The 25,317-nt window shown below is 57.4% G+C and carries 22 protein-coding genes; 8 read left to right on the top strand and 14 right to left on the bottom strand.

Annotated features, from left to right (window positions below; all coding sequences use genetic code 11):
* The first annotated feature begins 13 nt into the window (after window positions 1–13).
* The 7 genes from FDY93_RS15285 to FDY93_RS15255 all read left to right on the top strand — a co-directional run bounded on the left by FDY93_RS15285 (window position 14) and on the right by FDY93_RS15255 (window position 5,378).
* Window positions 14–1,180: a beta-ketoacyl-ACP synthase gene (locus FDY93_RS15285; protein WP_138236633.1), complete on the top strand. Its 1,167-nt coding sequence runs from the start codon at window positions 14–16 to the stop codon at window positions 1,178–1,180.
* Window positions 1,180–1,650: a hotdog family protein gene (locus FDY93_RS15280; protein WP_138236632.1), complete on the top strand. Its 471-nt coding sequence runs from the start codon at window positions 1,180–1,182 to the stop codon at window positions 1,648–1,650. Before FDY93_RS15285 ends, FDY93_RS15280 begins: the two co-directional genes overlap by 1 nt.
* Window positions 1,651–2,379 carry a 3-oxoacyl-ACP reductase FabG gene (gene fabG, locus FDY93_RS15275; RefSeq protein WP_138236631.1) on the top strand — a complete coding sequence of 243 codons (729 nt, stop codon included), beginning with the start codon at window positions 1,651–1,653 and terminating at the stop codon, window positions 2,377–2,379.
* Entirely contained in the window at window positions 2,379–3,605 is a 1,227-nt protein-coding gene (locus FDY93_RS15270) for a beta-ketoacyl-ACP synthase (RefSeq protein ID WP_138236630.1), read from the top strand. Before fabG ends, FDY93_RS15270 begins: the two co-directional genes overlap by 1 nt.
* A 14-nt stretch (window positions 3,606–3,619) precedes the next feature.
* Window positions 3,620–4,156 (top strand): acyloxyacyl hydrolase, encoded by a 537-nt coding sequence (locus FDY93_RS15265; RefSeq protein WP_171019009.1) that lies wholly within the window; start codon window positions 3,620–3,622, stop codon window positions 4,154–4,156.
* Between the two features lie 10 nt (window positions 4,157–4,166).
* Window positions 4,167–4,811: a sulfotransferase family protein gene (locus FDY93_RS15260; RefSeq protein WP_138236628.1), complete on the top strand. Its 645-nt coding sequence runs from the start codon at window positions 4,167–4,169 to the stop codon at window positions 4,809–4,811.
* Window positions 4,812–4,916: 105 nt separating this feature from the next.
* Window positions 4,917–5,378, top strand: coding sequence for an Sbal_3080 family lipoprotein (locus FDY93_RS15255; protein ID WP_138236627.1), 462 nt, complete (start codon window positions 4,917–4,919; stop codon window positions 5,376–5,378).
* Between the two features lie 62 nt (window positions 5,379–5,440).
* On the opposite strand, the gene FDY93_RS15250 is transcribed toward FDY93_RS15255, so the two are convergent.
* The 4 genes from FDY93_RS15250 to FDY93_RS15235 form a co-directional block, all read right to left on the bottom strand.
* Window positions 5,441–5,836: a hypothetical protein gene (locus FDY93_RS15250; protein ID WP_138236626.1), complete on the bottom strand. Its 396-nt coding sequence runs from the start codon at window positions 5,834–5,836 to the stop codon at window positions 5,441–5,443.
* Window positions 5,837–5,935: 99 nt separating this feature from the next.
* Complete coding sequence (locus tag FDY93_RS15245; RefSeq protein ID WP_138236625.1) at window positions 5,936–7,060, bottom strand: GNAT family N-acetyltransferase/peptidase C39 family protein; 1,125 nt, start codon at window positions 7,058–7,060, stop codon at window positions 5,936–5,938.
* A 176-nt stretch (window positions 7,061–7,236) separates the two neighbouring features.
* Window positions 7,237–8,331 (bottom strand): L-dopachrome tautomerase-related protein, encoded by a 1,095-nt coding sequence (locus tag FDY93_RS15240; protein ID WP_138236624.1) that lies wholly within the window; start codon window positions 8,329–8,331, stop codon window positions 7,237–7,239.
* 26 nt (window positions 8,332–8,357) lie between these two features.
* On the bottom strand, window positions 8,358–9,371 hold the full coding sequence (locus FDY93_RS15235; protein ID WP_138236623.1) for a zinc-binding alcohol dehydrogenase family protein: 1,014 nt from the start codon (window positions 9,369–9,371) through the stop codon (window positions 8,358–8,360).
* Between the two features lie 120 nt (window positions 9,372–9,491).
* On the opposite strand from FDY93_RS15235, the gene FDY93_RS15230 reads away from it, so the two are divergent.
* Complete coding sequence (locus tag FDY93_RS15230) at window positions 9,492–10,367, top strand: LysR substrate-binding domain-containing protein (protein WP_138236622.1); 876 nt, start codon at window positions 9,492–9,494, stop codon at window positions 10,365–10,367.
* A gap of 23 nt (window positions 10,368–10,390) precedes the next feature.
* On the opposite strand, the gene FDY93_RS15225 is transcribed toward FDY93_RS15230, so the two are convergent.
* The 10 genes from FDY93_RS15225 to FDY93_RS15180 form a co-directional block, all read right to left on the bottom strand.
* Window positions 10,391–10,939 carry a carboxymuconolactone decarboxylase family protein gene (locus FDY93_RS15225; RefSeq protein WP_171019008.1) on the bottom strand — a complete coding sequence of 183 codons (549 nt, stop codon included), beginning with the start codon at window positions 10,937–10,939 and terminating at the stop codon, window positions 10,391–10,393.
* A 70-nt stretch (window positions 10,940–11,009) separates the two neighbouring features.
* Window positions 11,010–11,378 carry a MerR family transcriptional regulator gene (locus FDY93_RS15220; protein ID WP_138236621.1) on the bottom strand — a complete coding sequence of 123 codons (369 nt, stop codon included), beginning with the start codon at window positions 11,376–11,378 and terminating at the stop codon, window positions 11,010–11,012.
* A gap of 299 nt (window positions 11,379–11,677) precedes the next feature.
* The gene (locus FDY93_RS15215) at window positions 11,678–13,513 is read right to left on the bottom strand and encodes a polysaccharide lyase family 7 protein (protein WP_138236620.1); all 1,836 of its coding nucleotides are present in this window, start codon (window positions 13,511–13,513) and stop codon (window positions 11,678–11,680) included.
* A gap of 239 nt (window positions 13,514–13,752) precedes the next feature.
* Complete coding sequence (locus FDY93_RS15210; RefSeq protein ID WP_138236619.1) at window positions 13,753–16,656, bottom strand: TonB-dependent receptor; 2,904 nt, start codon at window positions 16,654–16,656, stop codon at window positions 13,753–13,755.
* A 524-nt stretch (window positions 16,657–17,180) separates the two neighbouring features.
* Complete coding sequence (locus FDY93_RS15205; protein WP_171019013.1) at window positions 17,181–18,137, bottom strand: sugar kinase; 957 nt, start codon at window positions 18,135–18,137, stop codon at window positions 17,181–17,183.
* 89 nt (window positions 18,138–18,226) lie between these two features.
* Window positions 18,227–18,976: an SDR family NAD(P)-dependent oxidoreductase gene (locus FDY93_RS15200; protein WP_138236617.1), complete on the bottom strand. Its 750-nt coding sequence runs from the start codon at window positions 18,974–18,976 to the stop codon at window positions 18,227–18,229.
* 60 nt (window positions 18,977–19,036) lie between these two features.
* The gene (locus FDY93_RS15195; protein WP_246068599.1) at window positions 19,037–20,335 is read right to left on the bottom strand and encodes an MFS transporter; all 1,299 of its coding nucleotides are present in this window, start codon (window positions 20,333–20,335) and stop codon (window positions 19,037–19,039) included.
* Between the two features lie 14 nt (window positions 20,336–20,349).
* Window positions 20,350–20,691 (bottom strand): cupin domain-containing protein, encoded by a 342-nt coding sequence (locus FDY93_RS15190; protein WP_138236615.1) that lies wholly within the window; start codon window positions 20,689–20,691, stop codon window positions 20,350–20,352.
* A gap of 18 nt (window positions 20,692–20,709) precedes the next feature.
* Entirely contained in the window at window positions 20,710–22,944 is a 2,235-nt protein-coding gene (locus tag FDY93_RS15185; RefSeq protein ID WP_138236614.1) for an alginate lyase family protein, read from the bottom strand.
* Between the two features lie 27 nt (window positions 22,945–22,971).
* Entirely contained in the window at window positions 22,972–25,215 is a 2,244-nt protein-coding gene (locus FDY93_RS15180) for a chondroitinase-B domain-containing protein (protein WP_246068598.1), read from the bottom strand.
* Window positions 25,216–25,317: the final 102 nt, after the last annotated feature.

Here is a 25,317-nt window from a genome sequence, read left to right as displayed (position 1 = left end):
ACCGAGTAGTGTGATGCCCGACTATTACCTCAACCATATGAGCCTGACCTGTGCCCTGGGCACGGGCTCAGATGCGGACGCAGACCGGGTGGCCGAACGCCTGTTTCGCGGCGACATCTCCGCGATGCGTCCGGGTAGCCAGTGGCTCGGCCCTGACTACGGTCGTTTTGGCGTGGTGGACACGGCGCTGCCAGCGGTACCTGAAGCGCTGCGGGAGTACGACTGCCGCAACAACCGCCTGGCGCAGCAGGTGCTGGCTACCTTGAGAGAGCCACTGGACGCACTGGTGAATCGCCACGGGGCGGCGCGTATCGGCGTTGTCATGGGGACATCCACTTCCGGTATCGCCAGCGGCGAGCAGCGGCTCGCTGGCGAGGATGGCAAAAATTACCGCTACCGCTATCAACAACAGATGGCCGCGCTGGCGGAATACGTCGCCCGATTTCTGGGGCTGGGCGGACCCCGTCTCACCGTGTCCACAGCCTGCTCCTCCAGTGCCAATGCCTTTGCCAGCGCGCGTCGCCTGCTTGCCATGGACGCGTGCGACGCGGTGCTGGTGGGTGGTGTGGACACCCTGTGCGGCATGACGGTCACTGGGTTCAATGGCCTGGGCGCCTTGAGTGCCGCGCACACGCGGCCATTCAGTGCCGACCGCGACGGTATCAACTTGGGAGAGGCGGGTGCCATGTTTATCATGAGCCGCGAGCCCGGGCCGGTGCGCTTGTGCGGCATTGCCGCGAGTTCGGATGCCCACCACATGTCGGGGCCGGAACCCGAGGGGCGCGGTGCCGAAGCCGCCATGCGTGGTGCGCTGCGGGATGCCGGTCTGGCGGCGTCGGCCATTGGTTACCTGAACCTGCACGGTACCGGTACTCCCCAGAATGACGTGATGGAGTCGCGGGCGGTGAGTCGTCTGCTCGGGGATGCGGTGAGCTGCTCCTCCACCAAACCGATGACCGGCCACACCTTGGGCGCTGCCGGTGCCCTGGAGGCGGCGTTCTGCTGGCTAGCGCTTACCCGCGGCCGCCTGCCGCCGCACTGCAATGGCGGCGGCAGCGACCCGGCTCTGCCATCACTGAATCTGTTGCGTGAGGGCGTTGACGCGCCTGCGCCCGACTATGTAATGAGCAATTCTTTCGCCTTCGGCGGAAGCAACTGCTCCCTGATACTGGGAAAATAATGGAACAGCATCCATCGTCCCCTGCCCAGCCCTATAGCGCTGAGGAACTGGTGCCCCACAGTGGCGATATGTCCCTGCTGGAAGAAGTGCTGGAAGTCGCTGAGGAAACCCTGCGTGCGCGCGTGAAAGTGCGCGACGATGGTATTTTCAGCCGCGGCAATCGGGTACCGGCCTATGTGGGGATTGAATACATGGCGCAGGCGGTAGCGGCTTTCTCCGGCTACCATGCGCGTCAGGCGGGAAAGCCGGTAGAGTTGGGTTTCCTCCTCGGTACTCGCCGTTTCAACACTACTGTGGCCTGGTTTGCCTGCGGTAGCACGCTGGAAATTGCGGTCGAGCGCCTGCTTCAGGCGGACAATGGTATGGCGACGTTCGAATGTCGCCTCACCGGCGAGGGTGTTGAACAGAGTGCGCGGTTGAACGTGTTTCAGCCGGACAATATCGAAGAATATCTGAAGGAAAAACGCTGAATGTCTGATTGGGTACTGGTTACCGGCTCCAGCCGCGGTATCGGGCGCGCGATTGCCCTGCGCCTGGCGGGGGACGGCTTCAACATTGTGCTGCACTGTCGCAGCCGCCGCGAAGAGGCGGAGCAGGTCGCGGGTGAGATTTCCGCACTGGGGCGCGAGAGTCGCGTACTGCAGTTCGACATCGTCGATCGCGATGCCGCACGCCGCGCGCTCGAAGCCGACGTGGAAACCCACGGTGCCTACTACGGCGTCGTATGCAATGCCGGACTCACCGCCGACAACGCCTTCCCTGCAATGCCCGCGGAAGATTGGGACCGGGTGGTGCACACCAATCTGGATGGCTTCTACAACGTACTGCACCCGTTGACCATGCCCATGGTGCGCCGCAAGAGCGGTGGTCGTATCGTGGTGATGACCTCCGTTTCCGGTATCGCCGGCAACCGCGGCCAGGTGAATTACTCTGCCTCCAAGGCCGGTCTGATTGGCGCCAGCAAGGCGCTGGCCCTGGAACTGGCCAAGCGCAAGATCACCGTCAACTGCGTGGCCCCCGGGCTGATCGACACCGATATGGTGAGCGCGGAATTGCCGGTGGATGAAATCATGAAAATGGTCCCCGCCCGTCGACTCGGCAAACCGGAAGAGGTGGCCGCCACCGTATCCTTCCTGATGAGCGAACACGCCGGCTATATCACCCGCCAGGTGATCTCAGTAAACGGTGGGCTTTGCTGATGAAACGTGTCGTCGTCACCGGGATGGCCGGATTGTCGCCCATCGGCCAGGGTTGGGATGCGGTCGAACACGCGCTGCGCCACCGTCAGTCGGGTGTGGTGTACATGCAGGACTGGGACAAGTATGAGGGCCTGAATACGCGTCTCGGCGCACCGGTCAAGGATTTCGACAAGCCGGCGCACTACAGCCGCAAGCGAATCCGCAGTATGGGGCGCGTATCACTGCTCGCCGTGCGCGCCACCGAGCTGGCGCTGGAAGATGCCGGGCTGCTCGATGACCCGGTCATCACCAGCGGCATGGCGGGCGTTTCCTACGGTTCATCTGCCGGCACGCCGTCGGCCATCGGCGACTTCGGCAATATGCTGATCAATCACCGCACCGACGGCCTCAACGCCACCAGCTATATCAAAATGATGGCGCACACCGCCCCGGTCAATATCGGTGTCTTCTTCGGCATGTGCGGCCGCATCTACACCACCAGTTCCGCCTGCACCTCCGGCAGCCAGGGGATCGGCTACGCATTTGAAGCCATCCGCAACGGCAGCCAGACCGTGATGGTGGCCGGCGGTGCCGAAGAGCTGTGTGCCACAGAGGCGGCGGTGTTTGACACCCTGTTTGCCACATCCACCAGCAACGACGCCCCCGGCACCACACCGCGCCCGTTTGACCGGAATCGCGATGGCCTTGTGATCGGCGAGGGCGCCGGCACCCTGATTCTGGAAGAGTATGAACACGCAATGGCCCGCGGCGCCCGTATCTATGCCGAGATCGTCGGCTTTGGCACCAACTCGGACGGACAGCATGTCACCCAACCGCAGGCCGCAACCATGCAGGTCGCCCTCAAACAGGCCATGGCGCAAGCGGGTATCGACGGCAGTGCCATCGGTTATGTCAGCGCCCACGGTACTGCCACCGACCGCGGTGACGTCGCCGAAACCCGCGCCACCCGCGAAGCCTTTGACCGCGCTGTGCCCATCAGCTCCCTGAAAAGCTACACCGGCCACACCCTCGGCGCCTGCGGTGCGCTTGAGGCCTGGGCGAGTATCCAGATGATGCAGCGGGGCTGGTTTCACCCCACCATCAATCTCGTCGATATCGATCCCGAGTGCGCCGATCTGGACTACATTCAGGGAGATGGCCGCGAGCTGGATACCGAGTACGTGATGAGTAACAATTTCGCCTTCGGCGGCATCAATACTTCGCTCATATTCAGAAAAATAATCTAAATGAGGTTAGCGCTTTGGTTCTCCGTCTGCTTGCAATAATAATTTCGATATTTTTTTTCCAGCAGGCGGCGGCCAACGAGCTGTTGATCAGTGCCGGTGGCGGCCCGCAACCGGATTCGCCGCAGACCAATCGCACCTACGGCATTGATTATTCATTCAAGAAATTTGAAAAAAGCCACCGGCAGCACATCCACCTGGGGGTGAGTTACACCCGAGTGGAAACCGATACGCAAGAGAACAATTCCTTTCACGCGGTTTCCATCTATCCGCAACTGAACCTCTACCCGCGCAAGCAGAGCTGGGGCCAGCCCTACTTCTTTGTGCGCGCCCTGGGTCCCAGCTATATCAGCAGCAACCAGCTGGGCGATCGCCACCAGGACAATCACTTCGCCTTCCAGGCCCAGGTCGGCTATGCCGCCCGTATCAACTGGCAATCCAGCGAAGACCTGGTGGTGATGGTCTCTTGGAAGCACTTCTCCAACGCCAACCTGTTCAGCGATAACGAAGGTATCGATATGCCGTTCGTGATCAATGTCGGCCTGAATTTCTGATTCCCATGTTGTGAAGCCGCTCATCATCGGTGCCAGTCTGGGACGTACTGGTACCTACTCGCTGAAATTGGCGCTGGAACGCCTCGGTTTTTTTCCCTGCCTGCATATGAGTGATTTCGCTGCGGATGCAGATTTGTGTTGTCTGTGGCTGGGAGAACTTAAAAAAGCGGAGCCGGATTGGGGAAATCTGCTGCACGGTTACCGCGCGGTAGTGGACTGGCCTGCGTGCAATCACCTCTATTCCCTGTTGCGCAAATTTCCCGATGCCAGAATCATTTATACCGAACGGCCTTTTGAGAGCTGGTATCAAAGTGTCAGCCAGACCATAGTGCCGGCGCTGAAGTGGCTTAAAAATATCCCTCTCGAGCGACGTTCGCCCTTTTTTGAACTTGTGGAACGAGAAGTACTTTTTGGTTCATTTGGAGATGCCTTAGAGAAACCCATGTTGCAACAGTCCTATGAGCGCCACAGGAATAATATTTTGGGCCTGGCAAGACCCGAGCAATTACTGTCGCTGAATATTGAAGAGGGCTGGGAGAACATTTGCGGCTTTCTTCGGGTGTCAATACCGACAGAAATATTCCCGAGAAAGAATGACGCGAACAACTTTCCACAATTTCTGAAAAGAAAGCGCAACTCAAAAATTACTGTCTAAAGTGACGCACCCACAATACGTGTGTTTCCCAGTTCAAAATTCTATCTAAATGTGATGAAATCGACGCTCTCTCTTATATTGATATACTTATAAATGGAATAAAAAATGTACAAAAAATTTTCTCTTCTTTTGGGGGCCGTGGTTCTGTTTTCTGGCTGTTCTATTCAGCAGACCGTAGAGCCTACCAGCGTTTCTTCTGGTGGGGAGCTGTGTATTGTGGAAAACTCCAAAGTGCGCGAGGGCTTCCTGAAGGAATTGCAGGCTTCTTTGACTGCAAATGGGGTAAAGAACCGGCTTCTACCGGCGAACGCTTCCCTGGTGGAGTGTGAATGGACAGCGACTTACAATGCGCGCTGGACATGGGACATGGCCCTGTACATGTCGTTTGCGGAAATCAAGATTTACCGCAATGGCGCACCGGATGGCAGCGCACTGTACGACTCCACACGCGGTGGTGCTAACATGAGCAAATTTATCGATGCGGAAACAAAAATCCGTGAGCTGGTCGATCAGCTGTTGACCAAGACCGCTTTGCTGAAGATAAGCCAAGGCGGTTCCGCAGCGTAAGCAGGACCCTCTCCAACAACAAAGGCCCTAGATGGGCCTTTGTTGTTGGGCTTCTACCGCAATTACAACACTAGACTCTTGGCAATTGCGTGGTCCAGGTTATTTATCCAGCGGTTGTAATTGCGATGGATGGTGTTTCGCCTTTCGTTGTAATCCAGCAGATGGCTGTTCTTATAGGTAATGCTGTAGCGTTGTGCGTTGTAGTTGATCTCGGCATTTGCGCGGTGTTTACGTACAGTAATGGACGCGTCAATCACACCCGGGGAGACTTCGCGGCAGGTCCAGCCCTTGTCGATACAGCCCGCATGAATTGCCTTGGCTACGGTTTCCGCGTTCTGGGACTTCCCATCTAAACGGTCCGGTACGGGCCGGTCGTAGACATTCATGAGAGGGTGGCTGGTGCAGGCTGCCAACCAGAAGGTTGCAAAAACCAGCAAAAGCTTCAAGCAACGGGTCATCCGGATTTCTCCTGTTATTCGTTGAAGGGGGCAGCAAGTTTGACAAATGTCACTGGAAAAAAACAGCGTCAATAAATGCCATCCTAAAGTGGCTGGACGTCAGGTCTTATCTGGCCGCTTGATGACTACCGCCGTTCTCAGTCGCTCCTTTCCGAACATGGACATTAATGCGAAATCATCTCTGGCAATCGGCAGATACTGGCTGTCGAGCGGATTGTCCTCATCGTCCACGTCCGGGTCGTGTACGTAAAAACACTCTGAGTCCATTCCCGTCAGCGTTACCCAGTGCGGTACTTTTTTCCCATCCAAGCGATAGGTGCTGATCAACAGTAATACCAGTGCACCTTGCTCCAACCAGTGCTGGCACTGTCCCTGGGTGAAATCCTGTTCCACGATACGCAAACCGTGTTCTGCCGCTTCCTGTCGGAAGTCCGCATCCACCTGCTCCATCACCATTTTTTTCTTCGGATTGCGCACGCTGTCGATAAACAGGGTACCGCTCTGGTTCAGGTAGATCTCGCAATTGAAGCCACGCTTCTGCAGTGCCAGTGCCAGGCCAATGGGGTGGCAGCCGCCGTGTCCCGAAGTCATGAAGATGGTGGTGGCCTCGCGCCACAGCGCCAGTTCATCGCTGGCGTTGGGGGTGTAACTCGGGTCGAGCCCGGCCATGGCCATCATCGCGGCGGCGGGGCCGCAGGTGAATTCGGTGCGCTGGCCGTACCACGGCACTTCTGCAGTGTGCAGGTTCTCCGGGCGATAGCGGATGCGCTTCTGCATACGCAGGGCGTTGCCGGAATCCTCATAGTAATTCGCGTAGCTGCCGAAAGTGCGGTAGCCCAGTTGCTGGTACAGCGCAATGGCGGCGCTGTTGTGCTCGGCCACCTCCAAACGCATGTAGAGGCGCCCGCTGCGGCTGCTGGCGTCTTCGGCGGCGGTGAGCAATGCTTTGCCGTTGCCCTTGCCGCGCCCGGCGGGGCCGACAGCGAGAGAGTAGAGGCGGGCGAGGCGGGTGCCGCGACGCAGCAGCACCAGTACGTAGCCCAGCAGCGTGTCATCCTGTTCGGCCACAAGAAACACGCGGTTGTCGGTTTTGATCCAGTGGCGGAAACTGCGCCGGCTGAGGCGGTCGCCACGGAAGCTGGATTCTTCCAGTGCACAGAGCTGGTTCAAGTCACCGGAAACCACGGGGCGGATAGTGTATTGCGGATTGCCGATGAGGTTCATAGACGGGGAAAGCTGTCAAACGGCCAGGGTGGATATCAGGATTGAGAGATTAGGTTGTCGGTTGGGCCTGTGACAATAGGAGTGGCATGAAAATATTAGTGGATCTTTTTACGTAAGATAGGCGCCGGAAAGGGCGCGGCCGGGAGAACGCTCGTTTACCGGCCGGCGTTTAGGGTTTATTTCTTTTCGAGCTCGAGTCGGAAGAGCTGTACCGGCCAGCGGGTTTTTGCCGTGCCGCCGTTGAACAGCGCAACCCGATCCATTTGCGGCACCGGTAGCCAGATAGTGCGCTCCTCTTCGATAAAGGGCGCGTCCACCCAGTGCAGGCGCTGGTCGCGGATAACGGTGGTGATCTCGCCGTCCGGCGCGCGCCGCTTGAGCGCATTTTCAGCCAGGTCGGTGAAATAGAAATCGCCGTTGGCGTCCACTACAGTGCCACCCACCGGCGGCAGGTTGGTCCAGGGTTCGACCTTTGCCGCCAGTTCCTCCGCCGACAGACCCGCGTCATCCAGCCAGCGGGTCTCTATCCGCGACCAGGGGCCAGACAGGGGGCCGAAGTAGAGCCACTTGCCGTCCGGGGACAGGTCCAGGGGATCGCTGTTGACCATGAGGGGCGAGCCGTCCGGCGCCTTCACGATGTTTCCGTCGAGCACAATCGGGCGCGCGGTACTCGCGACAGTCGATGGGTGACCCTCCAGCACGCGGCGTGCCATCCCGTTTTCCAGGTCGAGCACGATCAGTCCCGGGCGCCCCGCATCCGTCAGGTAGGCGATGTCGCCCCTGAAACGCACATCGTCCACATAGCTGCCCGGCGGGGCTATCTCCGGCCCGAAGAAATAGCGCTTCACGACCTGATTGCGGACGAGGTCGATATGCACCAGCTTGGCGCCACCGGGCAGGGGATCGCCGCCGAAGTCCGGCGCGCCGGTGTCCACTACCCAGAGGCTGTCGCGATCCAGGTGGATGGCATTGATATTGACGAAGGCTCCGGCCGCGTCGGCGCCCGGGTGCCAGGCGTTCCAGGCCGCATCCGGATAGGCTTTCGGCTTGCCGTCGTTATCGAGCAGCGCCAGCGCCGGGCCCTTGGAGCCGGTCCAGCGCGGGCCGGCCACGAACACCCTGTCCCGGTGCACCGCCACCGCGTTCCAGATCATTTCGTCGCTCTCGGCGGCTACTTCCAGTTGCGGTTTGCCACCCGGCTGCGCCGAGACAGCTGCTGCGGGCAGTAGGAGACTGGCGGCCAGAGCGGCCGCTAAAAATTTATATTTCATCAGTGTAAATCCTGCGAAAGGTAAATTCAGAAACCGGCCAGCACCGACTTGCCGATACTGCGCCCGCTCTCCTGGGCCGCGTGGGCACGGCGCAGGTTGGCGGCATTGATGGTGCCGAACGCTTCCTTCAGTGTGGTCTTCAGCATACCGGCGTCCACCAGTGAGGCCACCTCGCTCAGCAGGTGGTGCTGCTCGGTCATATCCGGCGTCTGGTAAAGGGGGCGGGCAAACATAAATTCCCAGTGCACTGACAGGCTCTTGCTCTTGAAGGGTTTGATATCCAGCGTAGCCGGGTCGTCGATCACCGCCATCGCACCCTGGGGCGCGAGCAGTTCGACGATGGCCGGCAAATGCTGCTCGGTGCCGGAGAGGGAGGCCACATAGCGCACCTGAGGAATGCCGATCCGTTTTAGTTCCACGTTTAATGGTTCGTGATGGTTGACCACCTGGTGGGCGCCCATGGATTTGCACCAGGCGACGGTTTCCGGGCGCGAGGCGGTGGCGATTACCGTCAGGCCGGTCAGGCGCGCCGCTATCTGGGTCAGTATCGAGCCGACGCCGCCGGCGCCGTTGATAATCAGCAGGGCGTCATCCTGAGTCTTTACCCCGTAGGGGACGCGCAGGCGATCGAACAGCAGCTCCCAGGCGGTGATGGCGGTCAGCGGCAGCGCGGCGGCCTCGGCGAAGGACAGGGAATCCGGTTTGCGCGCGGCGATGCGCTCGTCCACCAACTGGTATTCGCTGTTGCTGCCGGGCCTGTCGATGGCGCCGGCGTAGAAGACCTGGTCGCCCTTTTTGAACAGCGTCACTTCCGCGCCCACGGCCTCGACGGTGCCGGCGGCGTCGAAGCCGAGAATGCGCGGGCTGCTCTCCGGCGGTGTGGCGCCGGCGCGCACCTTGGCGTCCACCGGGTTGACGGACACCGCCTCCACCTTGACCAGGATGTCCCGCGGCCCCGGGGAGGGCAGGGGCAGTTCCAGGTCCAGAAGGGACTCCTCGTCGTCGACCGGAAGGGGTTTGTAGTAGCCGATGGCTTTCATTGGATTGCTCCTCTTGCTGTGGCAACGATTTGGTTACGAGAAGCTTAGGGGCTTGCCGAAAAGAAGAGAAACGAATAGTTTTAATTGGATCAATTCGGTTTGTAACTAGATGGGGCGACCATGCGCTATCCGGACCTGGAGATAGACCTGCTGCGGGCCTTTGTCGCCGTGGCCGAGAGCGGCGGCTTTACCGCCGCCGCCGAGGTGGTGGGGCGCTCCCAGTCCGCGGTAAGCCAGAAAATACTGCGCCTGGAGGAGGCCGTCGGTCTGCGCCTGTTCGAGCGCAGCAGCCGCTCCCTGAACCTGACCGGCGACGGTGAACGGCTGCTGGTGGCGGCGCGGCGGTTGCTGGAACTGAACGATGCCGCGGTGCGCGAGTTGCTGGAGCCGGCAGCGGTGGGCAGCCTGCGCCTCGGGGTGGCCGAGGATTTTATTCCGCAACAGCTGCCGGGTGTGTTGGCGCGTTTCCGCCGTCTCTATCCCGCCGTGCATCTGGAACTGAAGACCGGCATGAGCTGCGAACTCCTGACGGCCTACGAGGCCGGGGAGCTGGACGCGGTGATCGCCAAGCGGGATGGCGAGGCCAGGCGCGGCCGCATTATCTGGCGTGAACCGCTAGTTTGGATGGCGGCTGCGGAGTACAAGGCAGACTTCAGCGAACCGCTGCCGTTGGTGTTGCTGCCACCGCCCTGCACCTATCGCGAAGTGATGACCGGGGCCCTGGACTCGCTGCGCCGCGACTGGTACCCGGCCTGTACTGCCAGCAGCCTGATGGGCATCCAGGCCGCGGTGGCCGGCGGCCTGGGCGTTACGGTGTTGGGGCGCGCCTTCGTGCGCGAGGGGCTGAAGGAACTGCAGGTGCCGGAGCACTGGCCGGCGTTGCCGATGACCGAGATAGTGCTGATCGGCGAGGACACCGCGCAGGCGGAGCTGGTGCGGCCGCTGGCCGACTTTCTGACCGAGAGTCTGTCCGGCACGGCGACCCCGGCCGCGTGACCGTCGCGAGTTTTACAGGGGCGTCAGTCTTCGATCATACCGCGCTCGGCAAACACTTCCCGCGCCGCAAAGGCCCCGTTCAGCGCGGCCGGAAAACCCGCGTAGACGGCCATCTGGATAATCACCTCGACGACCTCCTGCGGCGTGCAGCCCACATTCAGCGCTCCGTGGATATGCACTTTTAGTTGTGGCGTTGCATTGCCCATGGCGGTCAGCGCGGCGACGGTGGCGATCTCGCGGGATCTGAGATCCAGTTGCGGGCGGCTGTAGATATCGCCGAAGGGAAACTCGATGGTGTAACGGGCCAGGTCCGGCGCGATATTTTTCAGGGATTCGATCACCTTTTCCCCGGCGTCTCCGTCGATTTCCCGCAGCTTCTCCCAGCCGCGTTTAAAACGTTCACTGTCGTTGTCGTTGTCGTTGTCGTTGTCGTTCATCGGTTGCTCCCGTTTGCGTATGGATATGCAGCCGGGGAGGGCGCCGTGACCCAGGGCCACGGCGGTCAGCAGGCCTGCCGCGTACAGGAACTCCCGCCTCGCGGCGCTGTTTGGTTTGCGGCTTGATCCTGCCATTATTCCCTCCCACTGGCGGTGGATTCGGGAGCAGGCTACGGCTTGGAGTGGACTCTAAGTCAAGGGCATTTCAAGAGAGTCGGCCGCGTTTTACGGCGCTCCGATAGAGGGCGATTTTTTCGTTGAGCTTGTCCAGGTGTCGCTGCTGTTGGGCGAGGGACTCGCGCAGCCCGCGGGCGTGGTTCTCGAGCAGCTGCTGGCGCTCCGCGAGGGTGGTGTCCCCCGCTTCCCGGAGATCGGCGTAGCGGCGAATCTGCTCGAGCGGCATGTCGGTGTCCTTCAGGCGCTGCACAAACGCGATCCATTGGATATCTTTTTCGGAAAAGTCGCGGTGCCCGTTGGGTAGTCGCCGGATATGGCGTAACAAGCCGATCTTTTCGTAGTAGCGCAGCGTATGTGCGCTGATGCCGGTACGGCTGGAAAATTCCTTGATAGTCATCGCCTGCCTCCGCTGTCGCTCGCAGCATACGTTGTTAAAAATGCCAGCGTTAAAGAGCAAAGATTACCTTCTCGCGTAGGGGAGGTGCGCTCGAAATCCGACTAAAGGCGGATTTCGAGCCAAGATAGGTACTAAAAGTGAGCCGCTATCAGCCTGGAATTGGAAAATTTCGAAGAAAATCTAACTTCCATTAAAATTTCAGGGCTTGCTCAGGGGCTCCCTAATATTGGGCGACCCCTTCGGCGCCTACTTCAAGGTTGGGGGTAAGGGCCGCCCATTTCACGCAACTGGTGAGAGAGTCAGTCGGCATAGCCGGTATGGCTGTTCTCCAGTTCGTAGAAGGTCGCCTGGACATAATCACTGCCACTGCCGGTGTTGTTCTGATTGTACACGCCGGCCTTGAAGTAGTGATACTGGTCACTGGTGTCGTAGCCGCTGCTGCTCATGTTCACCACCTGGGTAACGTCGGCCTTGCCCTGCCGTGAAATGGTGACAGTCAGGGTGTTGCCTACCACCTTGATCTCGTAGCTGAATGTTTCATTCAGGGCGATTCCGTCGGACGGATTGGCGGCACTGCTGGAACGGCTGCCGATCATGTCGTACCAGGTATCGCTGCCACCCTTGGGTTCGTGCGCAATGTAGATGGAACCTTTGCTGTTGCCCGGTAGCTTGCGGTAGTAGAGCCGCAGGGGCTCGTCGTTGTTGGCGTGAATCTGGCCGACGATCACGCGTCCCACCTGGCTGCTGTCGCCGGTGGTAGTGACATGGTTCACTGCAAGTGTTGCGCGCAATACACCATCGACACCGCCGGCGGCCGTGCGTGCGGAGGAAGGCGCGCTGCCAAAGACCCAGTTATTTTTATTCACGCCCTGAGTACTGATACTGGTATCGCCACGGCGTAACATTTCGCGCAATTCCGTACGTGTATAAGAGGTGTTGGTCGAGGTCTTGTATCCGTTGATGGGGCAGCGGAACACCATGCCGCCGTCGGACGCGGTATAGAAATAACTGCTGTTCTGGTAGCCACTGTTCAACTCGCTTTCATAAATGGAGTCGGCCTTGCCATCACCATTGCTGTCAGTTGGCACGCTGACGTACCAATCGCCGAGGTCAAAATTGCTGGAAGGTGGCAGGGAGGGGTCCAAGGTACCACCAGAACTGGAACCACCGGAGCTGCTGCTTGAGCTCGAGCTGGAGCTGCCGCCGGAGCTGGAGCCAGAACCGGAATCGCCGCATCCGATCACATCCATCTCCAGAATACTGTTCCAATTGTTTGCGCTGTTACCACTGCCGGTCAGGCGCAGATAACGTGCCGTGGAATCGATCAGATCGTAGCTCTCGAAATCTGCGCTGTTCCCGCTGGATTGGCCCGATGCCAGCACCGTTGCCCAGTTGCTGTTGTCTGCCGAGGTTTCGATACTGAAATAACTGCTGCGTTGGTCGCCCTTGTACCAGGCGATGTCCACGGCTTTTACCGTGTTCAGTACGCCGATATCCAGAGTGATCCATTTAACGCCCTGAGAAGACCAGCGGGACTCGTCCGCCAGGCTGCCGTCGATGACATTGGCCGGACCGTGTCCATCGTTACTGCCTTCATCGCTGGCGGAAACAATGGCGAGATTGTTGTTTCCGGTGCAGACACCGCCACCACTGGATGAGCTGCTGGACGAGCCACCGGAGGAGGAACCACCGCCAAGATTTTCCAGCGCAAAGCTATCGAAGCGTCCTTCGGCGCCGTTGTAGGCGCCAAACACCGTTATCGCCTGAGCACTGCCGGAATTGAATTCCATTTCCAGTTTTTTCCACGCGCCACTGCTGGTGTTTACTTGGTGTGTGCTGCCACTTACCACCGCACCCAGGGTGCCCGCGCCGTCCACATAGGCGCTGAGGCGGTAATTGGTATTGCTGGAAACAGAGACCTGCTGTTCCATCTTCGCGCCGCTGCCGGAAAGCTTGGCGGACTTGCTGCCGGCGTAGGCGACACCGGAGATTGCGGAGGGGTCAGTATCGCTCCAGCTTTCCCAGTCGCTTTCGAAACCGGGATTTTCAATGGATGCCGCGGCACTCAGTGCTATCACGGAAAACAGCGCGGCGCCGCTGGCTGTCATCGCCATTTTTTGTTTGGAAACTTTCATGGAATCCTCATTATTGATTTATTGGACGTTGATATTCTCTGCAGCGATTACGGCGTGCGGCAGACATTTACTGGATCGAGCGGACCCGCTGAAACAGCCAAACGGGGCTCATTCCATACTGCAAACTGGGTGTGGGAAAATACGGACTTGCCGCGTATCACCCTGTGAGACTCGGGGAGAGAGATGTGTGCAGGGAACTGGCCACCGCGAATTGAGAAGTTCCGCGGCGGCCCCAGGCCTTAGAAGTTGGCGCGAACCCCGAGCACGAAGCGACGGTCGTTTTCCATTACCTGGAAGACCGAGCCATTGGTGCCGGTGTTAATAGTGGGTTCCCCGGTCAGGTTGGTGACGTTGGCGATAACGGTGATGTCATCGGTAATGTCATAGCTGGCCGAGAGGTCCAGTTGCGCGAGATCTTCGCGGTAGTCGTTACCGAGAGTGGGATCGTTTTCCTGGGTTGCATCAGAGCCAGCCAGAACGAGCTCGCCCAGCGGCAGCACACGCTTGGTTTCCTCAGCATCAAGGAAGCGGTCGCGGAAGGTATACGCCAGGCGAATACCAAGACCTTCATACTCATAGTACAGCTGGGTGTTGAAGGTATTTTTGGAAATGTCCTCCATCGGCACACCGTCCGGTGTAGAACTGTCGGCGTAGGTGTAGTTGGCGCTGATCCCGAGACCAGACCAGCGGCCTGGCAGGAAATCGAAGGCCTGCTGGTAACTCAGCTCGATGCCCTGGACCTTGCCATTTTCTCCGTTGGTGAACTGGTCCACCAGAATACCCATCTCGGAAACCGGCGTGTCCGCAGTGGCGTACTGAATGCCGTCCGCTTGCCAGCGGCAGATTTTTTCGAAGTCGGATTTGTTGGTCAGCGTAGTAACGATGTTCGGCATGTTTTCACACTGGTAACTGCGTTTCAAAAACGAGGCGACGTCTTTGTAGAACAGGGTGGCGGAAACCATGTTGCTGCCCCAGTAGTGTTCCGCGGCGATGTCGTACTGAGTCGCGCGATAGGGCTCAAGTTCAGGGTTGCCGCGGCTGGCAGCGATATAGGCGTCGCGGAATGCATAGGCCGGACTCAACTGTTCGAAGTCGGCGCGGCGCATGACCTTGGCGGCGGCAAAACGCATTAGGGTATCTTCGCTAATATCCCAGGTCACATTCAGGCTGGGCAGGAAGTCGTTGTAGCTGGTGCCGTCGCTGACTTGTTCGTAGACACCATCCACGCTCTGATAGGCGCCGGCCTCAATGTCTGTTGCCACGTAGCGGCCGCCCACCACCGCGCGCACATCGCCGAATTCCAGGTTGGCCTGCAGATACAGCGCGGACGTGTCTTCCTCGATGGCAGAATAGCCGGCTTCATTGAAGGCGAGGTTGTCGGCGAGCGTCCCGTCAATCTGCATGTTGGTGCCGGCCAGCAACTGCTGCACGATAGCGAAGGTTGCCTGTTGATCCTGCAGCAGCCGCGTATTGTATGCGGCGAGCTTCGCCAGATCGTATGCGCCGGCGCGGCCGCTGTGCTCGAACGCATCGCCGGAGAAATCGTACTCGGTAATCGCGTTCGGGAATTGCGCGGCGATATCCTCCATCCAGATGATGTCCGGATTGCCGTCGCTGTCTGTCAAGCTTTTGAAAATATTGTCGATACGGAACAGATACTGCTCCTGCTCGTAGTCGCGGCTGGTTACGCGTACACCGGTTTTCACGGCGGATACCCAGTTGAGTCCGAAAGGCTCGCTGTATTCCAGGTCGAAACGCAGTGCGTCTTCCTGATTGGCAACGTAGGTGCGGGTGTCGTCGTAACGGCGGAATGCCTGATTCTGCTGGTCGGTGAAGACATAGCCGTCGGCGAAGTCTACGATCGGGGCGCCGTTGTCGTTGTTCACAAAGCTCACTGGAACATTCCACTTGTTCTCGGCGGCATCGCCATCGCCTTCAAGCGCGTGATCGGTGCCGCGAAAACGGAACTCGGAGAAGGGGGTGTAGCTGTCGGAATTTGCCGTGGCAAATTCACCGGATATTTTGAGCCTATCCGTGAATTCCCACTCGCCACCAAACGCGTGGCTGTAGGCCTCGTTGTTGCGGAAGCTGGAGCCCGAGGTCAGCAGGGGCTGTACGGACTCATATGTAAAATTCTGCAGCTCGCCATTCGGGCTTTCATAGGTCACGCCAGGGGTGGTGACCGGAGTGCCGCCCACATGCAGCAGGGAGAAGGTTTCCTGACTGCCACTGCGCTCGGTGGCGTTCAGGTCCAGATAGAACTGGCCTTTTTCTGAAGCGGGCGCCCATTGGAAGGAAAGATTGAACGCGGTGCGCTCACGCTGTTCGGTGCGCGGGTTGTAGGTATGCTCGCGCGCGTACACATAATTTCCACTCGGCGTGTTTTTGGCGTTGTCGGCGGCATCGATAACACCGTCGGCATTGAAGTCGACCTTGCCCACCATCAGCTGCACCAGCGATTCATCGCGCCGCAAGGTGCGATCCTGATAGGACAGAGAGGCCATGGCGCCAAAGGTACCGGCGTCGCCCAGATCCCAACTGTCGCCAAAAGAGGAGCTGATGATCGGTGCCCAGTGATCTGCCTTGTCCGCATACTCGCCCTGCACGGAAATCGAAGCGCGCGGCTCGGCAAGGTCGAGGGGGCGAGCAGTAACCAGGCTGATGGTACCGCCGAGGGCGCCCTCAATCATTTCCGGTGTGGGGGATTTGACCACTTCCACTTTGGACAGGAAGTCTGCGGGGAAGTCCTGAAAATCGATCCCGCTGCGGCTGTCACCGAGTAGCGAGCGACCATTCACTTCTACACGGTTTTGTTTCAGACCGCGGATAGACACTTCAGAACCCACACCGAAATCGCGGTTGATGGAAACCCCGGTAACGCGCTGCAGTGCTTCCGCGATGTTGTTGTCGGGAAGCTTGCCAATATCTTCGGCGACTACCGCATCGACCACGCGGGAGTCGTCACGCTTTGCATCGGCGGCGGCTTCCATACTGTGACGGATACCGGTTGCGACAACCTCTTCCATCACATCGGTATCTTGTGCCATCGCACTGGATACGAATGCCATGGTGGATGCGGAAAGCATCAGCAGGCCGAGGTCTCTCATCACGTTTTGCTTGGAGAAGTTTTTATCGTTTTTCATCGAGCTGGTTTCCTCTCATTCTCAGAACTGATTTATGTTTTTATGAAGTTCAGTCGCACGAGTTAAACCAATCCTGGAAAACCTGTCAACATCATGGGTAATACCAATTGGTAAGATGGGTTGCATCTGTTTCGATTAACTTATTGTTTTAGTTAGAGAATAAACTTTCAAACAATGGCGCGAATATTCGCATAAACTTAGTTTGTGTGAACTCCAGAGGACTCATCAGCGCCCGAAAAGCCGATTCACACAGGTACTGAGCACGCTATGAGGTAAAATTGGTCAACCAGTTAAGCTGTCGTGTGTGGGAATGGAATCGCGCCCTGAAGACCGTCTGTTAGCAGCAATGCGGAAAATATTCATGCGCGCGTAAAAGCGCATGGAAGGAAAAAGCCATGTGAAATTGATCGGGAAAATAAAACGGGAGGATAGGTGGCGATGCGCGCCGCCTTTGCCGGCGCAAATTCGCAAAGGAAAAAATACCCATTAATGGGCTGCGAAGCTTATGATCAATTGCCTAACGTTCAGGCCTGCTGATCGGTACCCGGCATGGCGGACAAAGGAATTATGGCCCCCCGATGCTGAATCACCGTCGCCGCCAGTTTGTGGCCGCTTCTGGCCGATACTTCCACACTGTCTCCTGCCAGTCTGCGCGAGAGATAACCCGCATTGAAGGAGTCGCCCGCAGCCGTGGTGTCCAGCGGTATCACTTTCTCCGCTGCAACCAGATGGGGTTCGTGGTTCTGGCAGGCAATAAGACAGCCATCCGGCCCCATCTTGAGCACGACTTCAGCAATGCCCCAACGCCGCAACCGGCTTACGATACTGTCGGCATCGGTATCGCCGAACAGCGCCGATTCATCCTCCATGGTTGGCAGTGCCAAATCGGTCAGTCGATAGATCTGTTCATAGGCCTTGCGGGTCAGTGTTTCGCTACTCCACAGGCGCGGGCGGTAGTTCCCATCGAAAACCACCTTTCCACCTCCATGGCGAAATTCCGCCAGGAAATCGAACAGGCATTCGCGGCCGTAAGGCGACAGAATAGCGAGGGATACTCCCGAGAGATATACCGTGGAAAACCTACGCAGCTGATCGAAAAGCTGCCTTGTCGCCGCCGGATTATCCAGCAGGCGACGGGCCGGTGAACGATCACGCCAGTAATGGAAGGTGCGCTCGCCGGTTGCATCGGTTTCGATCAGGTAAAGTCCGGGTGTGCCACCGGCCTCCCGCTTTACCAGATCGCAGCCAATGCCTTCCAACTGCCATTGCCGGATCATCCAGTCACTCAGGTGATCGTCACCCAGTGCCGTGACATAGTCCACCGCGGAGCCGAGGCGCGACATATACAGCGCTGTATTCAGGGAGTCGCCGCCAAAAGACAGGTCCGCCGCTAGGCGCGCCTCGCTCTGATGGTTGCGGCAGTTGCTGCCCAAATTCATTTCGAGCATGCACTCGCCAATTACCGCTATGCGCTTTTGCATCATCCGACGTCTCTACACCTCAGTACACTCATTGCCTTTCACGTCATTTGCAGGTCTACCCCAAGGGGAGGCTGCTGCAAATCAGCATATCAGGAAAAGAAAAGGCCACCGTTGATATCGATGTTGGCTCCGGTAATGAATGAAGCTTCATCGGAAGCGAGATAGGCCACCGCGTCGGCCACCTCACTCGCCCTGCCTTCACGACGCAGCGGAGTTGCGTTGGCGACGTTTGCTCGCACGGTGTCGTTAGTAAACACGTCATGGAAGGTCGTGCTGATCATACCCGGGCACAGTGAATTCACGCGGATATTCTGCGGGCCGAGTTCTTTGGCCATGGCCCGGGTAAACGTCATAACCGCACCCTTGGAGGTGGCATAGGCGGAGGCGCCGGCACCACCGCCGTCGCGACCGGCCTGTGATGCCAGGTTAACGATAGCGCCACCGTCCATATGCGGTACAACCGCTTTGGTCAGCAGGAAGGTACTGTTCAGGTTGAGGGCGATCACCTTATTGAAAAAATCTTCATCCATTTCAGCCAAAGTCTTGCGCTCTACCAGACCGCCAGCCACGTTCACCAGAATGTCGATTTTCGGACCGAATGCCTCCTGAGAGGCCGCTACGACACGCGCTACGTCTTCCTGCCTGGTCATATCACCCTGCACGATGATGGCTTCGCCACCGGCTTGTTGAATCTCATTGAGTGTCTCTTCCGCGGTTTGAACGTTGCTGAAATAGTTGATAACAACCTTTGCGCCCTGCGCTGCCAGCTTCAGCGAAACGGCTTTGCCGATATCGCGGGCCCCACCGCTGACCACGGCAACTTTGTTATTGAGTTTCATAGCGACTCCCCTTTGTATTTTCGAAATTCGTTTTTAAATAGATGTCCAAGTAGATAGGAATCAACGCACCATCTCAGCGAATGGCTTGTTTTTTTGTTTGCTGCGCACCGGTGCGATACGTCCCCCTACAAACAGAACTGAGATCAACATCAGCGGAACCAGAGAGGCACCGAGAATGAAGAAGGGCGGGTAATAGGTACCGTCGTTGGTGATGATCGGGACCAGCTGGATAGCGGTAATGACACTGATTACTCCGACCGCACCGCTAATACCGGCAAGACTCGCCACACTTTTTCCAGAAAAGTAATCGCTGGGCAGTGTCTGGATATTGTTGATGGCGGCCTGGAACCCAAACAGGATTACCGTAATCAATGCCAATGCTGCGGCGGGTGTGGATGCTACTGTGGTCGCGAGCAATGCCGGCAGCATACACACACCACCTACGAGCACCGCAAACTTGCGCGACTTGTTCACGCTCCAACCAGCGTTCATCAGTCTCCCTGAGAGCCAACCGCCAAACAGCGCACCGGCTGCCGCACCACAATAGGGAATCCAGGCGGAAGCGCCGATGGCCTTAACATCAAATCCAAACTTGTCGTTGAGGTACAGCGGCAGCCAGGCTACGAATAGCCACCAGATCGGCTCGATAAAAAAGCGCCCCAGGATGACACTCCAGCTCTGACGATGGGACAGTAATTCCGGCAGCGTCGGCACATACTCGTCTTGATTTTCGCTGCTTTTGGCAATCTGGCCGGAGAGAATCAGTTCGCGCTCTTCCTGAGTGATCCAGGGATGTGCTTCCGGGCCGCTTTTGTAAATGATCAGCCACGGCACCAGCCAGACGAAACCGAGCAGTGCTATCACAACGAATGTCGCCTGCCAGCCGAGGAACGCGTACAGGAAGGCAACCAGCGGCGGCGCTATAATACTGCCGGCGGAGGCGCCTGCACCGAAAATACCTTGCGCCAGTGCGCGCTCTTTCGCCGGGAACCATTCGGCATTCGCTTTGGTCGCACCCGGCCAGTTACCCGCCTCACCGAAACCCAGCAGGATGCGGAATATACTGAAAGACGCCACCGAAGTTGCGAGCGCGTGCAGGGCGATGGAAATGGACCACACCACAATCGAGAGCATAAAGCCGATGCGCGTGCCAACCGCATCAAATACACGGCCGAATACTGCCTGCCCGACGGCATAGGCGATCAGGAAGACACTCATAATGTTGGCGTAATCGTGGCTGTCCATGCCAAGGTCATCGGCAATGCCCGGCCACATGACCGACAGTGCGGTACGATCGATATAATTAATGATGGTGGCGATCGCCACCAGTGACACAATGGCCCAGCGTAAGTTTTTCATTATTATTATCCTGCTCATGGGTTAATAAAATCTTCCCTGTAGGGACTGAAGGTATCCAGTAATACACCGGCCTTCTTGCACACGGCGCCATGCTCGAGGTGTGGGGCAATGTAAAAGCTGTCGCCCGCTTTGAGCAGCTTCTTTTGTCCGTCCACCTGTATCTCAAACTCACCACTTTCCACATAACTCACCTGTGTGTGTGGGTGCTTGTGCACGTAGCCGATACTGCCTTCATCGAACCAGACCCGGACGACCATAAGATGCTCGTCGAAGGCGAGGATCTGCCGCTTGATACCGCCGCCAAGGTCTTCGATCTCCACGTCCTGTGACAGGACAAATGCGTCTGTCGCGGGCATAAATACCTCCGCCAATACTTAATCGTTTATGGAAAACAGTTGACCGCGACCGATGAACTGGTAAGGCTTGTCACGAAACGTAAATGATGTAGAGGCATTCTCTGTTGCCGATACATCGCCATTGATTGCGAGTAACAGTGAGTTACCGGATTTCAGATCAATCGCTACCAGTTCCAGTTTGCCCTCGCGCTCGTGCGACAGTCCTATAACTCGGCTTTCCGCCTCAAGGGTGAATTCACGGGATGGGTTATACTCACCGTGCGGTTCGAGGACACTGACAAACGTATGCGCGTTGGTTTTGTCGTGACGGGCAATAAATGCCTTTTCCGAGCGCAGATTGAACTCCGGATCATTGGCGCCGAGCTCGGTGAACAGAAGTTCGGTTCTCCCGTCGGCAATGGTGGAGTGGGTGTAGAAACGACCGTTGTCGTTGAGCCAGGTTATCTGTGCGAGGCCGGCATCCGGTTTACCTCTGGCTTTCAACCACAAGTGCTGGTAACCGTTGTTTTTCCCCAGCGCGGAAATACGGTCGGTGTAGCTATGCAGTTTGAAGTTGGTGTCTACCAGTTGGCCGTTGTAGTGCAGTGGCAGATCCAGGCGACGATTGTTATTCGCCTGCACGTCAAAAAGATCAATGACGAACGTTGAGCTCGAGTCGGTGTCGTTAACCAGCGCCATGGTGCGGGTTAGCGTTACGCCGGGGTAGGCGGAGTCGATGCTCGCCGAGCTGATTTTGATCTGATCATCTGCATGGAAAAACAGCAGTTCGGGATGGTTACTGTTACCGATCTTGAGGTCACTGTTGAAGTGGGAGGTTTCGTCAATCACCACGGTATTGTGCGCGACGGTCTGCTTGGCATAGGTCTCATTTTCCGGCAAGTAGCGCCCGCCGTGCTTTGCCTCGACATTGAGAAAACGGGCCGAGCCGTAGTCGGTTACGATTTCCGAGCCATGGTCGTAAAACTGCCAGGAGAGCTTGTCAAAGTGTCCGTGGCCCATGCCCTGGGCAGCGGGCTTAAACACCAGCGCCTGATCGCTGCCGATTTTCTGGCGCATGACCACTAACGCGCCTTCGTCGCCGTCTTTACCGTCGCGGAAAACGGCAGATCTGAAGTCATAGGCTCGCTTCTCGCCGGCATCGAGTGCCTGCGCCACTTTCAGGCCATCGCCCGTCAGCAATATCTGCTGTTGCTTCTGTGCAATATCCAGCAGCTGCGGATTGCCCGTTTTTCCATAAGCAATGGCAACACCCTGCACCAACTCTGAGGTGTCGATTCCTTTACTTTTGATGGCGTCATTGATGGGGAAAAACAGCCCGTTGTAGCTGAGCTGGATGCTGGTATCGATGGCCTTTAACAGCGCGCCGTCGCGGTAGGAAAATATCTCCCGCTCCGGTTCGTTGTTGTCGATGGCCTTGGCAAAGGTTACGAACGGCATCAGCGCATAGCGCTGGTAGTAGGGGCCTTCGTTGTAATAACCGTCTGGTGAAAACAGCGTGTTTAATTGCTGCAGGAAACCACCCTTACCGGATTTTTCCAGATCCAGCAGTGACTGCTCCACCAGCTCCTGCTCGTCCAGCACATAGCCGGTCATGCCGACGCCAGCAGTGAGCCAGGTGCCATGATTGTGGACCTTGTTGAACGTCTCCGGCGATTCGATAGACAGGAATCGCGCGACCGGACGCAGTAAACCTTGCTCAATCTTCTCAGCCTCGCTGTCCGTCAGTGCGGTGCGCACCAGATCGTATGCCTGGATGGTATACACCAGCCATACCGCCTCGTTCAGGCTCTGCCAGAACAGTTTACCCGGGTTGTCTGCGTCGGGACGGCGCTTTGGATGCAGCGGCAGCGTAGGGTATAGCTCGGAGTAAGCGATCAGCATGTCGCGCACGCGCTCTGCGTACTTGGCATCTCCGGTGATCTGATACAAGACACCGGCGCTGTACATCAATTGGTAGTTGTTTTTGTGCTGCTCGTGGGTGTACCCGCCGCCTGCATCCAAAGGTACCGGTACGGCGACGGGCACCTGCAAGGATTCATCGACGGATTTCTTGCTGGCGAGAAATGCGTTGCGGAAGCGACCGGGCGTGTTCACGGCGCCCTGCATCGCGTCCACATCGCCCGCATTGATCACAAGATTAGGGTGCGTGGCCGCGAATAAAGGCGTTGCAGATCCAATCGAGGATACGCCGAGCGCCAGTGCGATCGCTGCTGAAACAAGGTTGGCTTTTTTATGGGTGTGGTGCAAAAACATGGTTATCTCGTTCCCTACCGCGGTAATTCAGCGAATTTCGTTATCGGCAAGAATCGCCGTGTGGTCACCCTCGACGACCAGTTCGCTGACTACCGGTGCTGGTGTTTTGTTGAACTGGTTGCCGGCAATACGAGTAACCGGTTCACCGACGGTGTGCTCGACGACAATACCTGCACTTGCGGTAATGGTGTTTTCGTTAATGTTTGCTACCTGCACGCCGTGCAGTCTGATGAGAGACTGCGCCCGGTTGCGCTTGCCGAGACCGGAGTTTTCTACCGTATTGTTGCTGAAGTTGACATGGGGCCCAAAGGTGCTTTCATCGCTGCCACCACGGTATACGCTCGCTAGCGCACCCTGGACATTGCGGAAAGTATTCCCCGTAATGTCGACATACTCGGCGTTATAGATGCCGAGATCATCTTGCTCCTTGTCCAGCTTGAGGAGATCGCCAGTAATGTTTTCGAACAGGTTGTTTTTAAGTGAAATGCGATCGGCAAAGGCGCGGCTGCCGGCATCGAACAGGTGATAGGAATGGTTGATGTCCAGGTTTGTCACCCGCGAGTTCTGCATGCTGAAACGATAATTTTGCAACATACCCCAGGGCAGAGTGCGGATCAGGGTATTGCCGGCGGCATCCGGGCTGCTGGCGCCGGTAATGACGAGTCCGTCCAGTGCAAGGCTGCCGCCATTGGCGATCTCGAACATCACCGGTCTCTCTGAAGTCAGTATCACCTTTCCGGCTTCTTCGGCCTTGATCGTAATGGTTTTTTTGATCTGCAGACGTTTGCGCGCGAGATAGTTACCACTCTCCAGTAGCAGTACATCGCCATCGCGCGCAGCTTGCAGTGCATTGAAAATGGCATCTTCTCCAGGGCGAACAGCAATGATCTTGCCACTGTTAAACGGTGTTACCGGTTCTTTTTTTTGATACCAGGGTGCGCCGGTCATTTCCTTCGTGGTCACCGTCAGATCCCTGGAAACTCCGTAATTTTTTCCAGCCTCGCCTGTGGGATACAGGAGTCCGTTGGCCGCGCGCGCAAGCCGGCTGAGTTTGCGCTCGATACCGGTATTGACGCTGGTTTCGCTGAAACCGTTAGTGACATTGCTGTGGAATGCGATACCGGAAATATCATCAAAAACAGAGAACGGCGAAAGTCCGTTCTCGGTGTAAATCAGGTTTCCAGAGAACTCGGAATTCTGCGGCACGGCGCTGCGTTCTGAGTCGCTGCCGGCGGCAAGGTGAATATGCTCGACATTGACGAAACTGTTATTCTCAATTCTGGCGTTGACCACCTGATGGTAGCGATTGATCGGGGAATTGGGCACACCATTCATCATGGTGAACCCACTCCCGAAACGATAGCCCGTGAGACTCTCGAGATAGTTATTGCGTACAATCTGGTCGCGGTTGATTACGCGAATACCCCCGGTGTGGTCCACACCGTTACCCAAAAACACGTTGCCTTCAATCAGGTTGCCATTGCCATGGCGGAGGGTAAGCGTGCCGCGAGATTCATAGAAGGTATTGTTGCGAATGGTGTTCTTCCCGGATTTTACCGAAATGATTTCCACCTCGCCGTCGCAACGATCGAAAAAATTGTTTTCAACCAGGGTAAAAGAATCCGTCAGGGAATAGTGGCTGGTACCGATACGCAGGGTCTCACCGCCATTGGAGCCAAGCACCGGGCGCGGGCCGAAGTAGTTGTGATCGATGCGGTGGTGATTCTGCTGACTGTTTTCGCTGTCGAGCCGCACGGCGACGGTCACGCCCGTGTTGCGCTTGCCGGCGATATGGTTGTGGTCGAAGCGGTTGTTCTTACCGTAGATACCCACCCAGTAGTCGGATTCGGTACGTTCCGGTTTACTGAAATTTTCGATCACTATTTCCGTCACACGGGAATGATTGGCCAAATGTTCCTTGTTGCGACGAAAGGAAACCACTTCGCTGCTGGGTGAATAGCCGTTCCTGAAAATGAGGCCGGATACTTCCAGGTACTCGCCGGCAAGGCGCAGGTTCGACTGCCCCGTAAGAACCACTTTCCCCTTATCTTGCGCTGTAAGCGAGACGGGCTTTTCCGGGTTGCCTTTTCCGTGAAACAGAATTTCAAAATCCTTCCACTCACCGTTCGCCAACACCACCGTATCGCCGGCTGTGAGCTTCTTAACGGTCTCTGAGTATTCCCGCTGGCTGCTGACAAGATATTCCTCGGCAATTGCCTGCACACAGAATATGGAGGCCTGCCCGCAAGTCAGTAGGGCTGCAGTCAACAATTGTTGGACTCGTGAAATTCTCATAATCGTCTGGGTATCGTCTTTATGTTGTCGCTGCCGGCAAGGTGGTTGAGAGCCTTCTGGCCGAAGCTGTTATGCATT

The sequence above is a fragment of the Microbulbifer harenosus genome, assembly GCF_005771435.1.
Taxonomy (GTDB): Bacteria; Pseudomonadota; Gammaproteobacteria; order Pseudomonadales; family Cellvibrionaceae; genus Microbulbifer; species Microbulbifer harenosus.
This window is presented reverse-complemented; position numbering and strand designations above follow the sequence as displayed.

What these genes read in the sequence shown, in the direction of transcription:
- FDY93_RS15255 (WP_138236627.1), top strand. Translation starts at nt 4,917, where the DNA reads ATGTACAAAAAATTTTCTCTTCTTTTGGGGGCCGTGGTTCTGTTTTCT.
- FDY93_RS15235 (WP_138236623.1), bottom strand. Translation starts at nt 9,371, where the DNA reads ATGAAAGCCATCGGCTACTACAAACCCCTTCCGGTCGACGACGAGGAG.
- FDY93_RS15215 (WP_138236620.1), bottom strand. Translation starts at nt 13,513, where the DNA reads ATGAAAGTTTCCAAACAAAAAATGGCGATGACAGCCAGCGGCGCCGCG.
- FDY93_RS15245 (WP_138236625.1), bottom strand. Translation starts at nt 7,060, where the DNA reads ATGAACCTCATCGGCAATCCGCAATACACTATCCGCCCCGTGGTTTCC.
- FDY93_RS15230 (WP_138236622.1), top strand. Translation starts at nt 9,492, where the DNA reads ATGCGCTATCCGGACCTGGAGATAGACCTGCTGCGGGCCTTTGTCGCC.
- FDY93_RS15225 (WP_171019008.1), bottom strand. Translation starts at nt 10,939, where the DNA reads ATGGCAGGATCAAGCCGCAAACCAAACAGCGCCGCGAGGCGGGAGTTC.
- fabG (WP_138236631.1), top strand. Translation starts at nt 1,651, where the DNA reads ATGTCTGATTGGGTACTGGTTACCGGCTCCAGCCGCGGTATCGGGCGC.
- FDY93_RS15220 (WP_138236621.1), bottom strand. Translation starts at nt 11,378, where the DNA reads ATGACTATCAAGGAATTTTCCAGCCGTACCGGCATCAGCGCACATACG.
- FDY93_RS15250 (WP_138236626.1), bottom strand. Translation starts at nt 5,836, where the DNA reads ATGACCCGTTGCTTGAAGCTTTTGCTGGTTTTTGCAACCTTCTGGTTG.
- FDY93_RS15205 (WP_171019013.1), bottom strand. Translation starts at nt 18,137, where the DNA reads ATGCAAAAGCGCATAGCGGTAATTGGCGAGTGCATGCTCGAAATGAAT.
- FDY93_RS15240 (WP_138236624.1), bottom strand. Translation starts at nt 8,331, where the DNA reads ATGAAATATAAATTTTTAGCGGCCGCTCTGGCCGCCAGTCTCCTACTG.
- FDY93_RS15210 (WP_138236619.1), bottom strand. Translation starts at nt 16,656, where the DNA reads ATGAAAAACGATAAAAACTTCTCCAAGCAAAACGTGATGAGAGACCTC.
- FDY93_RS15270 (WP_138236630.1), top strand. Translation starts at nt 2,379, where the DNA reads ATGAAACGTGTCGTCGTCACCGGGATGGCCGGATTGTCGCCCATCGGC.
- FDY93_RS15185 (WP_138236614.1), bottom strand. Translation starts at nt 22,944, where the DNA reads ATGTTTTTGCACCACACCCATAAAAAAGCCAACCTTGTTTCAGCAGCG.
- FDY93_RS15195 (WP_246068599.1), bottom strand. Translation starts at nt 20,335, where the DNA reads ATGAAAAACTTACGCTGGGCCATTGTGTCACTGGTGGCGATCGCCACC.
- FDY93_RS15200 (WP_138236617.1), bottom strand. Translation starts at nt 18,976, where the DNA reads ATGAAACTCAATAACAAAGTTGCCGTGGTCAGCGGTGGGGCCCGCGAT.
- FDY93_RS15285 (WP_138236633.1), top strand. Translation starts at nt 14, where the DNA reads ATGCCCGACTATTACCTCAACCATATGAGCCTGACCTGTGCCCTGGGC.
- FDY93_RS15190 (WP_138236615.1), bottom strand. Translation starts at nt 20,691, where the DNA reads ATGCCCGCGACAGACGCATTTGTCCTGTCACAGGACGTGGAGATCGAA.
- FDY93_RS15280 (WP_138236632.1), top strand. Translation starts at nt 1,180, where the DNA reads ATGGAACAGCATCCATCGTCCCCTGCCCAGCCCTATAGCGCTGAGGAA.